The 13779-nt window shown below is 69.1% G+C and carries 13 protein-coding genes; 1 reads left to right on the top strand and 12 read right to left on the bottom strand.

Going from position 1 to position 13779, the window contains the following annotated elements:
- Positions 1 to 33: 33 nt before the first annotated feature.
- The 3 genes from EDF50_RS01590 to hisD form a co-directional block, all read right to left on the bottom strand.
- Complete coding sequence (locus EDF50_RS01590) at positions 34 to 1086, bottom strand: quinone-dependent dihydroorotate dehydrogenase (RefSeq protein WP_255410017.1); 1053 nt, start codon at positions 1084 to 1086, stop codon at positions 34 to 36.
- A complete protein-coding gene (nrdR, locus tag EDF50_RS01585; protein WP_123517638.1) occupies positions 1083 to 1565 on the bottom strand; it encodes a transcriptional regulator NrdR in 483 nt (160 codons plus the stop codon). Before nrdR ends, EDF50_RS01590 begins: the two co-directional genes overlap by 4 nt.
- 83 nt (positions 1566 to 1648) lie before the next feature.
- The gene (gene hisD, locus EDF50_RS01580; RefSeq protein WP_123517636.1) at positions 1649 to 2959 is read right to left on the bottom strand and encodes a histidinol dehydrogenase; all 1311 of its coding nucleotides are present in this window, start codon (positions 2957 to 2959) and stop codon (positions 1649 to 1651) included.
- Positions 2960 to 2992: 33 nt separating this feature from the next.
- Here hisD and EDF50_RS01575 point away from each other — a divergent pair, with 33 nt between their 5' ends.
- A complete protein-coding gene (locus tag EDF50_RS01575) occupies positions 2993 to 3511 on the top strand; it encodes a flavin reductase family protein (protein WP_123517635.1) in 519 nt (172 codons plus the stop codon).
- A gap of 47 nt (positions 3512 to 3558) precedes the next feature.
- On the opposite strand, the gene dnaE is transcribed toward EDF50_RS01575, so the two are convergent.
- The 9 genes from dnaE to EDF50_RS01530 all read right to left on the bottom strand — a co-directional run bounded on the left by dnaE (position 3559) and on the right by EDF50_RS01530 (position 13759).
- The gene (dnaE, locus tag EDF50_RS01570; RefSeq protein WP_123518371.1) at positions 3559 to 7023 is read right to left on the bottom strand and encodes a DNA polymerase III subunit alpha; all 3465 of its coding nucleotides are present in this window, start codon (positions 7021 to 7023) and stop codon (positions 3559 to 3561) included.
- 98 nt (positions 7024 to 7121) lie between these two features.
- Positions 7122 to 8045, bottom strand: coding sequence for an RluA family pseudouridine synthase (locus tag EDF50_RS01565; protein ID WP_123517633.1), 924 nt, complete (start codon positions 8043 to 8045; stop codon positions 7122 to 7124).
- Positions 8042 to 8695 (bottom strand): signal peptidase II, encoded by a 654-nt coding sequence (gene lspA, locus EDF50_RS01560; protein ID WP_233570254.1) that lies wholly within the window; start codon positions 8693 to 8695, stop codon positions 8042 to 8044. The genes EDF50_RS01565 and lspA overlap by 4 nt, the downstream gene beginning before the upstream one ends.
- Before the next feature lie 4 nt (positions 8696 to 8699).
- On the bottom strand, positions 8700 to 9473 hold the full coding sequence (locus tag EDF50_RS01555) for a DivIVA domain-containing protein (protein ID WP_123518369.1): 774 nt from the start codon (positions 9471 to 9473) through the stop codon (positions 8700 to 8702).
- Positions 9474 to 9639: 166 nt separating this feature from the next.
- Positions 9640 to 9942 (bottom strand): YggT family protein, encoded by a 303-nt coding sequence (locus EDF50_RS01550; RefSeq protein WP_123517632.1) that lies wholly within the window; start codon positions 9940 to 9942, stop codon positions 9640 to 9642.
- Positions 9943 to 10035: 93 nt separating this feature from the next.
- Positions 10036 to 10563, bottom strand: a complete 528-nt coding sequence (locus tag EDF50_RS01545) for a cell division protein SepF (RefSeq protein WP_123517630.1) — start codon at positions 10561 to 10563, stop codon at positions 10036 to 10038.
- Positions 10564 to 10600: 37 nt separating this feature from the next.
- Positions 10601 to 11299: a YggS family pyridoxal phosphate-dependent enzyme gene (locus EDF50_RS01540; protein ID WP_123517628.1), complete on the bottom strand. Its 699-nt coding sequence runs from the start codon at positions 11297 to 11299 to the stop codon at positions 10601 to 10603.
- Between the two features lie 6 nt (positions 11300 to 11305).
- On the bottom strand, positions 11306 to 12466 hold the full coding sequence (gene ftsZ / locus EDF50_RS01535; protein ID WP_054146791.1) for a cell division protein FtsZ: 1161 nt from the start codon (positions 12464 to 12466) through the stop codon (positions 11306 to 11308).
- A gap of 138 nt (positions 12467 to 12604) precedes the next feature.
- Entirely contained in the window at positions 12605 to 13759 is a 1155-nt protein-coding gene (locus EDF50_RS01530) for an FtsQ-type POTRA domain-containing protein (RefSeq protein WP_233570253.1), read from the bottom strand.
- Between the last annotated feature and the right edge of the window lie 20 nt (positions 13760 to 13779).

Raw genomic sequence — 13779 nt, 5'->3', positions numbered from 1 at the left:
TCGTCTTTCCCGGCCGGACGACCGAGGACGTCGTCAGACGACGGACCTCCGACGCCGGAGGGTGACGAGGCCGCGGTTGATCTGGCGGGCCCAGAGGGGCCCTCGATAGAGGAACGCCGTGTAACCCTGGACCAACGTGGCCCCGGCCCGGAGTCGTTCGTCGACGTCCGCGGCGCTCGAGACCCCGCCGACCGAGATGATGCACGTCTCGGTCGGGACGGACTCGCGGACGAGCCTGAGCACCTCCATCGATCTGGCGGCGAGCGGCGCACCCGACAGACCGCCGGCGCCCGCGGCCGCGACGACGGATTCGTCGCTCGCGAGACCCTCTCTCGACAGAGTCGTGTTGGTGGCGATCACACCGGCCAGACCGAGCCGGGTGACGAGCGCACCGATCCGTCGCACACCGTCGTCGTCGAGGTCGGGAGCGATCTTGACCAGCACGGGCGTGTGCCCTGCGGCATCGCGGACGGCCTCGAGCAGGGGCGCGAGCTTGTCGAGTTCTTGCAGCCCCCGCAGCCCTGGAGTGTTGGGAGAACTGACGTTGACGGCCAGGTAGTCCGCCAGCGGAGCCAGGAGGCGGGCGCTGGCGAGGTAGTCGTCGATCGCGTCGTCGACGTCGACGACGCGGCTCTTTCCGATGTTCACGCCGATGACGGGTCGCGAGGGGGCCGAGCGGGCCCGGCTGAGTTCGAGGGCAGCCGCATGGGCGCCGGAGTTGTTGAATCCCATCCGGTTGACGACCGCGAGGTCGGGCACGAGACGGAAGAGCCGTGGGCGCTCGTTGCCGGGCTGCGGCCGAGCCGTCACCGTGCCCACCTCGACATGGCCGAATCCGAGTGCCCCGAGACCGGCGATGCCCGTGGCCTCTTTGTCGAAACCGGCGGCCACCCCGAAGGGTGAACTGAAGTGGAGCCCGAGAGCGTCGACGGCCAGGGAAGGCGCCGGGGCCGTGAAGCGACCGACGATGCCGGCCAGACCGAGCCTCGGGATGGCCGTGATCACCCGGAAGGCCAGATGGTGGGCGTCCTCGGGGTCCATCTTGGCGAAGACGGTGTCGAACAGGACGCGGTACGGGCTCCTCACTCGTCGACCGATCGGGAGGGGCGAGGACGTGACGCGTGCTCCTCGCGCAGTTGACCGATGGAGGCCTCGAAGTCCTCGAGCGAGTCGAAGGCCTGGTAGACGCTGGCGAAGCGCAGGTAGGCCACCTCGTCGAGGTCACGGAGTGGGGGCAGGATGGCCAGACCGATGTCGTTCGCCTCGAGCTGCGACGCGCCGCTCGCACGGACGGACTCTTCGACCTTCTGGGCCAACACGGCGAGATCGCCGTCGGTCACCGGGCGACCCTGGCAGGCCTTGCGAACGCCCGAGATGATCTTGTCGCGACTGAACGGCTCGAGGACGCCGTTGCGCTTCACCACATTGAGGCTCGCGGTCTCGGTCGTGCTGAACCGGCGACCGCAGTTCGGGCACTGCCGACGACGGCGGATCGACGTGCCGTCGTCGCTGGTACGGGAGTCGACGACTCGGGAGTCGGGGTGGCGGCAGAAGGGGCAGAACATGGTGCGGCCAGATTATCGGACGCCGGGCCCGACGACGGACGCCCGACGAGCGACGGACCGTGGCCGTGCCCTACGGACCCGGCTCAGGGTCGCGAGAGCCGGGCGGCGACGGCCTCACCGTGGGCAGGCAACAGTTCGGCGTTCGACAACGCCACGAGCCGCTCGGCCACCACGCCCAGGGCCTCGGCGTCGTACCGGACTATCTGCTGCGGGCGGAGGAACGTGAACGCGCCGAGCCCCGACGAGAACCGCGACTGCCCACTCGTGGGCAGGACGTGGTTGGAACCGGCCAGATAGTCGCCGAGGCTGACGGGAGTGTCGGGGCCGACGAAGATCGCGCCCGCGTCCGTGATGTCGGCCAGCACGGCGTCGTCGTCGCGGGTCTGCACCTCGAGGTGCTCGGGCCCGTAGGCGTTGCTGAACGCGGCGGCCTGGCGGAGGTCGTCGACCAGGACCACCGCCGACTGGCGTCCGGAAAGGGCCGTCCGGACCCGGGCGGCGCTGAGGGTGCGCGGTACGAGGCGGGTCAGTTCGGCGACGACCGCCTCACCGAACGGTGCCGAGTCCGTCACGAGCACGGCCGAGGCCTCCTCGTCGTGCTCGGCCTGGCTGATCAGGTCGACCGCGACCAGCGTGGGGTCGGCCGAGTCGTCGGCGATCACGAGGATCTCGGTCGCACCGGCCACGGAGTCGATGCCCACGCGCCCCCGGACGAGCTGTTTGGCGGCCGCGACGAAGTTGTTGCCGGGACCGGTGATGACCTGGACCGGCTCGAGCTCGAGCTCGGGGACGCCGTAGGCGAGTGCCCCGATCGCCCCGGCCCCACCGATCGCGTAGACCTCGTCGATGCCGAGCAACCCGGCAGCACCCAAGATCACGGGGTGGACTCCCCCATCGTGGTCTCGCTGCGCCGGCGACACGAGGGCGATCGACGCCACCCCCGCCACCTGCGCCGGGACGACGTTCATCACCACGCTCGAGGGATACACGGCCTTGCCGCCGGGTACGTACACGCCGGCTCGTGTGACGGGCTGCCACCGCTGCTCGATGATCGCGCCCGGAGCGGGACGGGTCGTCGTGGGCGCCGGCACCTGCGCGCGGCTGGCCTCGGTGACTCGCGCGATCGACTCGACCAGCGCCTCCTTCACCAGAGGATCGAGGGCCGCGACGGCGTCGTCGATGGTCTGCGTGGCGACGCGCAACGTGTCGGGACGGACGCCGTCGAAGCGTGCCGCCTGGTCACGCAGGGCGGCGGCACCCCGCTCACGGACGTCGTCGACGAGGCGTCGGGCGGCGTCCGTCGCGGCGCCGACGTCGGCGTGGGACCTCGGGACGAGGTCGAGCAGCTGGGCGTGCGTGGGCGCGAGACCGCGCAGATCTGTGGTCTGGATCATGACCCGACCAGCCTAGTCAGTAGGGTCGGGAGCATGACGGACGACAACGCGACTGCCTCGCGGCCCGACGATTCTCTCGAGGTGTTCAAGGAGGCGTTCCGACGGCACGCCGCCGGGGTCGCCATCGTGACGGCCCGTGACGCCGACGGCACCCCGGTCGGGTTCACCGCGACGTCGCTCGCGTCGCTGGCCGCCGTCCCGCCGCTCGCGACCTTCAACATGGCACGGACCGCGAGTTCGTGGGCCGCCGTCTCGGAGACCGACCAGGTCATCGTGCACTTGCTCGGCCTGCGCAATCGGGATCTCGCCCGACGCATGGCCGGCCCGGCTGCCGAGCGCTTCACCGGGGGCCAGTGGACCGACGGACCGAACGGAGTGCCGCTGCTGTCCGGGGTGACGGCGTGGATGACGGGAACCGTCGTCGAACGGGTACCCGTCCACGGCAACGCCGTCATCGTCGTGCGCATCGGAACGGGCGGCGTCGGTGCCGACGACGACGCCCTGCTTTACCACGACCGTCGTTACCTCGGGCCCGTCCACCTCGAGGGCTGACACCGGGCGGGCGCCGGGTGGGCGGCGGTCGCCGGGCGCCGGTGGCCTCAGACGAGGCAGCCGGGGCCCAGCAGGCTCTTGAGCTCACCGAACAAGTCGGCCGTGACGTCGACCGGCATGGGGATCTCGAACACCCGGGCCGCCTCTCCCTTGACGAGACGGAGACGGACCTCGGTGCCGCCGGCATGTCGGCCGAGGACCGCCGCGAGCTCGGTGACCGTGTCGTGGGTGGCTCGGTGCTCGGGCATCTGCAGCAGCAGGGGCCCGTGGTTGACGCCCACGCCCAGGTCGGGCATGAACATGCTCGCGGCATGCATGTTCATGCCGTCGTCGCGGACGCTCACGCGTCCCTTGAGCACGATGATCGAGTCACCGACGAGTGACGGCCCGAACTCTTGGTACGTCTTGCCGAGGAACATCGCCGAGATCTCGCCCCCGAAGTCCTCGACGGTGATGATGCCGTACGGGTTGCCCGAGTTGCGTGCCACACGGTGCTGCACGCTCGTGATCAGACCGGCGATCGTGACCGTCTCGCCGTCGATCGTGGCCGGGTCGCTGGCCAGGATGTCGGTGACCGTCGTCTGGGCGTGCTTGGCCAGGGGCAGCTCGAGGCCGGCGAGCGGGTGGTCGGAGACGTAGAGACCGAGCATGTCGCGCTCGAAGGCCAGCTTGTCGCGCTTGGACCACTCCGGCCGCTCGGGCACGTGCTGGACGTCTTGCGGCTCGTCCCACAAGGAGTCGAAGTCGAAGCCGACCTGCCCGTTCGCCTCGGCGCGTTTCTCGCTCACCGCGGCCTCGACGGCGGACTCGTGGATCTCGACCAGGGCGCGCCTGGTCGACCCGAGCGAGTCGAACGCTCCCGCCTTGACCAGCGACTCGACGGTGCGCTTGTTCGCGACGGGAAGCGGCACCTTGCGCAGGAAGTCGTGGAACGACGTGAACGCGCCCTCTTTCTTGCGGGCGGCGATGACGTGGTCGACCACGTTGAAGCCCACGTTGCGCACGGCCCCCATGCCGAAGCGGATGTCGTCACCGACGGCGGCGAAGAACCCGATGGACTCGTTGACGTCGGGCGGCAGCACCTTGATGCCCATGCGGCGGCACTCGTTGAGGTACAGGCCCAGCTTGTCGCGGGAGTCACCCGTGCTGGTCAGCAGGGCAGCCATGTACTCGGCCGGGTAGTGCGCCTTGAGGTAAGCCGTCCAGTACGAGACCACGCCGTACGCCGCCGAATGCGCCTTGTTGAAGGCGTAGTCGGAGAAGGGCAACAGGATGTCCCAGAGCATCTTGACGGCGTCGGGTGAGAACCCGTTGTCGAACATGCCCTGCTCGAAGCCGGCGTACTGCTTGTCGAGCTCGGACTTCTTCTTCTTGCCCATGGCGCGTCGCAGGATGTCCGCCTGACCGAGCGAGAAGCCCGCGACCTTCTGGGCGATCGCCATGACCTGCTCTTGGTAGATGATCAGGCCGTAGCTGGTCGACAGGATCTCTTGCAGCGGCTCTTCGAGCTCGGGGTGGATCGGGGTGATGTCTTGGGCGCCGTTCTTGCGCAGGGCGTAGTTCGTGTGCGAGTTGGCACCCATCGGTCCCGGCCGGTAGAGCGCGATGACGGCCGAGATGTCTTCGAAGTTGTCGGGCTTCATCAGACGCAGCAGCCCTCGCATGGGCCCGCCGTCGAGTTGGAACACCCCGAGCGTGTCGCCGCGACCCAATAGCTCGTAGGCCCCGCGGTCGTCCAGCTCGAGATCTTCGAGCACCAGGTCGAAGCCACGGTTCGTCTTGATGTTGTCGAGGGCGTCGTTGATGATGGTGAGGTTTCGAAGCCCCAGGAAGTCCATCTTGATGAGGCCGAGCGACTCGCAGGCCGGGTAGTCGAACTGGGTCACGATCTGACCGTCTTGCTCGCGCTTCATGATCGGGATGATGTCGATGAGCGGATCGCTCGACATGATGACACCTGCCGCGTGCACACCCCACTGTCGCTTCAGTCCCTCGAGCCCGAGCGCCGTGTCGAACACCGTCTTGGCCTCGGGGTCGGACTCGACCACGGTGCGGATGTCACCGGCCTCTTTGTACCGGTCGTGCTGCTTGTCGAAGATGCCGGTGAGCGGAATGTCCTTGCCCATCACGGCGGGAGGCATGGCCTTCGTCAGCTTCTCGCCCATGCCGAAGGGGAAGCCGAGCACGCGTGAACTGTCTTTCAGGGCCTGCTTCGCCTTGATGGTGCCGTACGTGACGATCTGGGCGACGCGTTCGTCGCCGTACTTCTCGGTGACGTACTGGATCACCTCGCCACGGCGGCGGTCGTCGAAGTCGACGTCGAAGTCGGGCATCGAGACGCGGTCGGGGTTGAGGAACCGCTCGAAGATCAGGCCGTGACGCAGTGGATCGAGATCGGTGATGCGCATGGCGTAGGCAGCCATCGAACCGGCCCCCGAGCCACGGCCGGGACCGACCCGGATGCCGTTCTCCTTCGACCAGTTGATGAAGTCGGCGACCACGAGGAAGTACCCGGGGAAGCCCATGCCCGTGATGACGCCGATCTCGTACTCGGCCTGCTTACGCACGTCGTCGGGGATGCCCGCCGGATAGCGGTAGACGAGACCCTTCTCGACCTCTTTGATGAACCAGGTCTCTTCGGTCTCGCCCTCGGGCACCGGGTACCGGGGCATGTAGTTGGCCGACGTGTTGAACTGCACGTCGCACCGCTCGGCGATGAGCAGCGTGTTGTCACAGGCCTCGGGGTGGTCGCGGAACAGGTGTCGCATCTGTTGGGCGGACTTGAGGTAGAACTCGTCGGCATCGAACTTGAAGCGGTTCGGGTCGTTCAGCGTCGAGCCCGATTGAACACAGAGCAGGGCCGCGTGGCTGGTCGCGTCGTGCTCGTGCGTGTAATGGAGGTCGTTCGTCGCGACGAGCGGCAGGTCGAGGTCTTTGGCCAGGCGCAGCAGATCGCCCATGATCTGGCGTTCGATGCCGAGCCCGTGGTCCATGATCTCGGCGAAGTAGTTCTCTCGGCCGAAGATGTCCCGGAAGTCGGACGCCGCCTTGAGCGCCTCGTCGTACTGGCCGAGTCGGAGGCGCGTCTGCACCTCGCCGCTCGGGCAGCCGGTCGTGGCGATCAGACCATCGGAATACTGCGAGAGCAGCTCGCGGTCCATGCGCGGCTTGAAGTAGTACCCCTCGAGCGAGGCCCGCGACGACAGCCGGAACAGGTTGTGCATTCCTGTGGTGTTCTCGGACAGGAGGGTCATGTGCGTGTACGCACCGGAACCCGACACGTCGTCGCGCCCGCCGTCACCCCACCGCACCCGCGTCTTGTCACCCCGGTGAGTACCCGGCGTGATGTAGGCCTCGGTGCCGATGATGGGCTTGACGCCGGCCTCGGTCGCGGTCTTCCAGAAGTCGTAGGCGCCGAACACGTTCCCGTGGTCGGTGACCGCCACCGCAGGCATCCCCTGCGCCGCGGCCTCGGCGACCAGTGGTTTGACCCGGGCCGCCCCGTCGAGCATCGAGTACTCGCTGTGCACGTGCAGATGGACGAATGAGTCTTTGCTCGAGGCCACGGGGCTCCTCGTCTGGTGGTGGATCTGGCGACTAGGGGAACAGCCTAACTCCGACGGAGGACATCGAGAGCGTGCTGCAGATCGTCTGGGTAGGTCGACCGGTACACCACCGGTTCACCCGTGCCCGGGTGTCGGAATCCGAGCTGCACGGCGTGCAGCCACTGCCGCGTCAGACCGAGGGTCTGTGACAGCGTGGGGTCGGCGCCGTAGGTCGCGTCGCCGACGCAGGGGTGTCGCTGTGCCGCCATGTGGACCCGGATCTGGTGGGTCCGCCCCGTTTCGAGGTGGATCTCGAGCAACGACGCCGAGGGGAACGCCTCGACCGTCTCGTAGTGGGTGACCGAGGGCTTGCCGTCGACGACGACCGCGAACTTCCAGTCGGACGAGGGGTGGCGCCCGATGGGCGCGTCGATCGTCCCCGTCAGCGGGTCGGGGTGGCCCTGGACGACGGCGTTGTAGATCTTCTCGACCGTCCGCTCACGGAATGCCTGCTTCAGCAGCGCGTAGGCGCGCTCGGTCTTGGCGACCACCATCAGGCCGCTGGTGCCGACGTCCAGGCGGTGCACGATGCCGGCACGCTCGGACGCACCCGACGTCGACACGGTGAACCCCGCGGCCGCGAGCCCGCCGAGGACGGTCGGACCCGTCCACCCCACCGAGGGATGCGCCGCGACGCCGACCGGCTTGTCGACGACCACGATCTCGTCGTCGTCGTGGACGACGGCCATGCCCGGGACCTCGACGGCGACCACCGAGGGCGCCTCACGCGGCGACCACGTGACGTCGAGCCACGCACCGGCCTCGAGCCGGTCCGACTTGCCCACGGTGCGGCCGTCGACCGTCACGCCGCCTGATGCCGCGACGTCGGCCGCGAAGGTGCGACTGAAGCCGAGCAGTTTGGCCAGGGCGGCGTCGACACGTTCGCCCGCGAGCCCGTCGGGCACCGGAAGGGCACGCGACTCGCTCACGAGGTGCTCCGGCGGTCCGCAGGAGGCGCGGTGTCGGCAGAAGAGGTCGAGTGCGACTCATGGGGCGAGGAGTCCCCGCCGGACGACCGACCGGTGTGGCCGTCGTCCTCCGCGCTCCGGGCCTTCTTCGCGCTCTGGGTGCGGGTGCCGTCGAGACCGATGCCCAGGAGCGTCAGCAGCAGGAGCAGCCCCATGCTCGACACGATGAAGACATCCGCCACGTTGAAGATGGCGGGCAGCAGGGACGGGAAGTAGATGAAGTCGATCACGTGTCCTTGCCCGAACGATGGCTCGCGGAGCAGGCGATCGGTCAGGTTGCCGAGGGTGCCGCCGAGCAGCATGCCCAGCATGATCGCCCAGGCGCGTGATCGGATGCGTCGCGCCACGACGACGATCGCGACGGCGACCCCCGTGGCGGCGATCGAGAAGATCCATGTCGCCCCACTCGCGAACGAGAAGGCGGCCCCGGGGTTCTTGACGAAATGCAATTGGAAGAACTCGCCGATGACGTCGACGGAATCGCCCTCGACGAGCGCCCGGGTGACCAGCCATTTGGTGCCCTGATCGAGGCCGTAGGCCACGACCGCGACGAAGGCCAGCGTCGCGAGAACGCGGACGCTGGCCTTCGAGGTGGGCTTGTCGCTCGACAAGACCCTAGTTCGAGCCGAAGCCCTGGGCGCTGGCGGGCGTGGGCCGGGCGGCCTCGCCCGTTCCGTCGCCGTCGAGCTCGTGCAGCTGGCCCTCGATGTAGCTCTTGAGCTTGGATCGGTAGTCACGCTCGAACGAGCGCAGGTCGTCGATTCGACGTTCGACGCTCGACCGCTCCGTGTTGAGGCGGTCGAGGATCTCGCGCTGCTGGGTCTCGGCGGCACCGACGATGTCGCGCGACTTGGTCTCGGCCTCGGCCACGACCTCGCGCTGGCGCGCCTCGGCCTCGGCCACGAGACGGGCGGCGGAGGCGTGGCCTTCGGCGATGAGCGCGTCGCGCTTCTCGACACCCTCTCGAACGTGCTCTTCGTGCAGACGGCGGGCGAGCTGCAACAGGCTGTTGGTGCTGCTGGTCTCGTCGGCCTCGGACACGGCCGGGGCTGCGTAGGCCGGTGCGGAAGCGACCGCGGCGGGGGACGCGACGGGCTCGGGCTCGGCGACCGGCTCGGGCTCGACGACCTCGGGGGCCGACGCGGGGGCCGGGGCGGAGGCGGGGGCCGGGGCGCTGGCCACCGGAGCCGACGCCGGGGCGACCTGCGCTGCGGGGGCGGATTCTCCGGACGAGAGGCGCTGGCGCAGCTCGTCGTTCTCCTGGTTGAGACGTCGCAGCTCGGCGACGACCTCGTCGAGGAAGTCGTCGACCTCGTCCTGGTCGTATCCCTCGCGGAACTTCGTCGGCTGGAACCGCTTGTTGACTACGTCTTCCGGCGTCAAAGCCATTGCCGTCACCTCGTGCATCTGTTGGATCGTGTGATCGTGGTCTGGGTCGTTCTTCTACACCGTAGAGGAGCGAGGCCCGGTCGGGCCGGGATCGTGCCGTTCGGGCGCTGCAGTGAGCCTACCCTGTCGCTCGCCGGGGGCGTGGTCAGCCTCACCGGGGGCGTGGTCAGCCGAAGGTGCGGAGATTGGACGCGACACTCATCAGGATGATCACGGCCAGCATGATGATGCTCCAGCCGAAGTCGAGCGCAACCGAGCCGAGCCGCACGGGCGGCAGGATCTTGCGCACGCGGCGGATGGGCGGATCGGTCACGGTGTAGGCGACCTCCGCCAATACCAGCACCGGACCCTTCGGCCGCCAACCGCGGCTGAAGGACTGAGCCAGGTCGAGCACGAACCGCGCCCACATCAGGAGGAAGAAGATCAGCAGCACGTAGTACGCGATCGTGGCGATCAGGTAAGTGATCATCGGGAAAACATCAGCTCACACGAGTCGGCGCGAGGGGGCTCGCGGTCGGGCAGGTCGTCACGTCGACGTGGGACCGCCACGACGACGCGCGCGTCACGACTGGGCGAAGAACGACGCGTCGATGTCGGACTCCACCTCGGCCTGGTCGCCGCTCACCGCGATGTGCGCCGGTGACAGCAAGAAGACCTTGTTGGTGACACGCTCGATCTTGCCGTAGAGCCCCTGGGAGAGTCCGCTGGCGAAGTCGACCAGACGACGAGCATCCGCCTCGGTCATCTGCGACAGGTTGATGATCACCGGGATGCCGTCGCGGAAGCTCTCGGCGATCGCCTGCGCGTCCTTGTACTCGCGGGGGTGGACCGTCAGGATCTCGTTCATGTCGTGGGGCACCGTGTTCTTCGGGGGCGAGGAGCGACGCAGAGGCGTCACGGGGGCGCGGGTGGGCGCGGGAGCGGCGGCGGGCGCCGAATGGACCGGGGCGACGGGAGCGGCGGCCTGGGCGGTCGCCTGCGGTCGCGACGACTGCTGGGGCTGCGCTCGCTCGTGTGGCTGCTCGTCGTACTCGAGCTCTTCGTCGGCGAGGCCCAGGTAGACCATCGTCTTGCGCAGCGGGTTGGCCATGGTGTTCCTCCGAGTCAGTGGATCGTCAGGTCCGACATTAACGAGCTTCGGGGCGAGAACCCGTGATTGCCGTGCCGATCCGTAGGTGTGTCGCGCCCTCGGCGATCGCCTCGGCGAAGTCGTGCGACATGCCGGCCGAGACGGCGTCGGCCGTCGGCTCGAGGGACCGGACCCTGTCGGAGACCGTCCGGAGTCGCGCGAAGGCGGGTCGCGCCTCCTCGCCCAGGGGGGCGACGGCCATCACGCCCCGCAGTCGCAGGCCCGGAGTCGTGAGCACCCTCTCGGCGAGCCGCTCGACGTCGGCTTCGGAGACTCCCCCACGGCCGGGGTCGTCGGTCAGGTTGACCTGGACGAACCCGTCGAGCAGGGAACCGGAATCGTCGGTGAGGGCATCGACCACGGAGTCCCGGTCGATCGAGTGCACCGCGTGCGCGTAACGCCGGGCCTGCCGCGCCTTCTTGGATTGCAACTGCCCGACGAAGTGCCAGCGGAGCCCCTCGAGATCGCCGAGTTCGGCGGCCTTGGCCTGGGCCTCTTGGTGCCGGTTCTCACCGACGTCCCGGACCCCGAGGGCGTACAGCGCCCTGATCAGCCCGACCGGGTGGTACTTCGTCACGACGATCGTCGTGAGCTCGGCCGGTGAACGCCCGACCGCCGCGCACGCGTCGTCGATTGCCGCGGTGACCCGGGCGAGACGCTCGCCCGGGTCGCCGTCGACGGTCGTCGGATCGGTCACGCGTCGTTACTTGAGGAAGTCCGGGACGTCGAGGTCGTCGTCACCGTCGTCGAAGGCGGGGTCGACGGCCTGGGTCGCGGGCTCTTCGGGGCGCTTCCAAGCGGCGGGCTCGTGGGTCGCGCCGCTGTCGGCGATCGCCGACACACCGGCGACCGAGGTCGCCGTGGGCCCCTCGGAGTCGACGAAGCTCGACCGGCGGTCCTTCACCTTGGTCGAGGGCTCTCCGCCGTCGAAGCCGGCCGCGATGACCGTCACGCGCACCTCGTCACCGAGGGTGTCGTCGATCACGGCACCGAAGATGATGTTCGCCTCGGCGTGGACGGCCTCTTGCACGAGACGCGCCGCGTCGTTGATCTCGAAGATGCCCAGGTTCGAGCCGCCCTGGATCGACAGCAGCACCCCGTGCGCACCGTCGATGCTGGCCTCGAGCAGCGGGGACGCGACGGCCAGCTCGGCCGCCTTGATCGCGCGATCGGCGCCGCGCGACGACCCGATGCCCATGAGGGCCGAACCGGCCCCCTGCATGACCGACTTGACGTCGGCGAAGTCGAGGTTGATCAGACCGGGCGTCGTGATGAGGTCGGTGATGCCCTGGACACCGGCGAGCAGCACCTGGTCGGCCGTCCCGAAGGCTTCGACCATGCTGATGCCGCGTTCGCTGATCTCGAGCAGACGATCGTTGGGGACGACGATGAGGGTGTCGACCTCGTCCTTCAGGGCGGCGACGCCCGCCTCGGCCTGGGCCTGGCGGCGCTTGCCCTCGAAGCCGAAGGGCTTCGTGACGACACCGATGGTGAGGGCGCCGATCGACTTCGCGATGCGGGCGACGACCGGGGCTCCGCCCGTGCCGGTGCCACCACCCTCACCCGCCGTGACGAAGACCATGTCGGCGCCCGCGAGGGCTTCCTCGATCTCTTCGGCGTGGTCTTCCGCGGCGCGACGTCCGACCTCGGGGTCGGCGCCGGCGCCGAGGCCGCGGGTGAGCTCGCGACCGACGTCGAGCTTGACGTCGGCGTCGCTCAGCAGCAGCGCCTGGGCGTCGGTGTTGATGGCGATGAACTCCACCCCGCGGAGCCCGAGTTCGATCATGCGGTTGACGGCGTTGACGCCACCGCCGCCGACACCGACGACCTTGATCACGGCTAGGTAGTTATGGTTCGTTGTCACGTCCGGGCCTCCGCTTGAACCTTAACTCTGCAGTTGAAGGTCAAAGTTGTACATGGTATGCAAGTTCTGCACTCACAAGGTATGGGTGCGCTGCAGGCGCTGTCGCCAGGGCGGCCAGCGTGTCGCGAACACACCCTCTCATCTCGTCCTGATGATCCCGTTGTCGGGAGCGGACACGTCGTACTCGACGCTCGCGCCCGGGTCGCGCCGTGCCTGGTCCGCGATCAGCCCCGCGAGCACCTGCGCCTTCTTCGCCGACTCGTCGGCGCTGCCCCACACGACCCGTTCACCGGAGGTGAGCTGCAGGGTCACGTCGTCGGCCGTCGACGCGGTCACGGTGCCGACGGTCGAACGCAGCGTGACCGGCAGTGCCAGCAGCACCTCGGCGACGGACCGGTACGCCGGGCCGTCGAGGGCCGCTCCCCCGACGTCGACGAGAGGCACTCCCTCTTGCCGGGCGTCGAGCCTCTGCACCACGACACCGGCCGGGTCGACGAGCTCGAAGCCGTCCCCCGCGGCGACCGTGGCGACGGGCTGCCGCTCCTGGATGCGCACGACCAGCGTGTGCGGCGGAGCCGTCTCGGTCACGTAGCTGGCGATCAGGGGGAAGGCCGCGAGCTCACGGGTGACCTCGTCGAAATCGATCAACGCGAGGGGTGTGCCGATCTGCCCGTCCAACGCGGTCCGAACGGCCGAGGCGTCGACGCGATCCGTCCCTTCGACGCGGATGGTCTGCAACGACAGCAACGGCGAGAACACGGCGACCGCGACGGACGCGACGAGGAGGAGCACGACGGCCCCGAGCGAGACCAGGGTCGCCCGACGGTGTCGGCTGCGTCGCGTGAAGCGACGGACCTCGACGCGTTCGACGCGCCTCCGTTCGCTCGACGCCCTGCGAGCCTGTCGGCGGGCGGCGACGGCTCTCTCTCTGGCCTCGGCGGCCGTGCCGTCGGGCGCGTCGATGCGCGGCGGCTCCGAGCCGACGGCAGTCGCCCTCGGTGATCCGGCCGGCTCGGGAGGCGCGGGCTTCGTCAGTCGGCCACGCAAGGCCGAGGGGGCCCCGGCGACAGTCCCGAGACGATCCCTCAGCGAGGACGGGGAGGACGACGCGCGGGATGCGTCGTCGGCACGATCCGCGATCGTCGCGCCGCCGTTCTCGCCACGCGGTCGCGCACCGCCGACGACGGGAACGGGCCCGGTCGCGTCGGCGTCCCGGCCCCGGCGACGTCTGGACGGAGCCGCGGGCGCGACCTCGGCGGCTTCCGGCTCGTCGAATCCGTCGGGCCGCTTCACCGGAGGCTCCCCGAGGCCAC

This window comes from Frigoribacterium sp. PhB24 (assembly GCF_003755185.1).
Lineage (GTDB): Bacteria > Actinomycetota > Actinomycetes > Actinomycetales > Microbacteriaceae > Frigoribacterium.
This window is presented reverse-complemented; position numbering and strand designations above follow the sequence as displayed.

Coding starts and splice junctions, on each gene's coding strand:
- nrdR (WP_123517638.1), bottom strand. CDS start 1,565: ATGTTCTGCCCCTTCTGCCGCCACCCCGACTCCCGAGTCGTCGACTCC.
- hisD (WP_123517636.1), bottom strand. CDS start 2,959: ATGATCCAGACCACAGATCTGCGCGGTCTCGCGCCCACGCACGCCCAG.
- EDF50_RS01575 (WP_123517635.1), top strand. CDS start 2,993: ATGACGGACGACAACGCGACTGCCTCGCGGCCCGACGATTCTCTCGAG.
- dnaE (WP_123518371.1), bottom strand. CDS start 7,023: ATGCTCGACGGGGCGGCCCGGGTCAAACCACTGGTCGCCGAGGCCGCG.
- EDF50_RS01555 (WP_123518369.1), bottom strand. CDS start 9,473: ATGGCTTTGACGCCGGAAGACGTAGTCAACAAGCGGTTCCAGCCGACG.
- EDF50_RS01550 (WP_123517632.1), bottom strand. CDS start 9,942: ATGATCACTTACCTGATCGCCACGATCGCGTACTACGTGCTGCTGATC.
- EDF50_RS01545 (WP_123517630.1), bottom strand. CDS start 10,563: ATGGCCAACCCGCTGCGCAAGACGATGGTCTACCTGGGCCTCGCCGAC.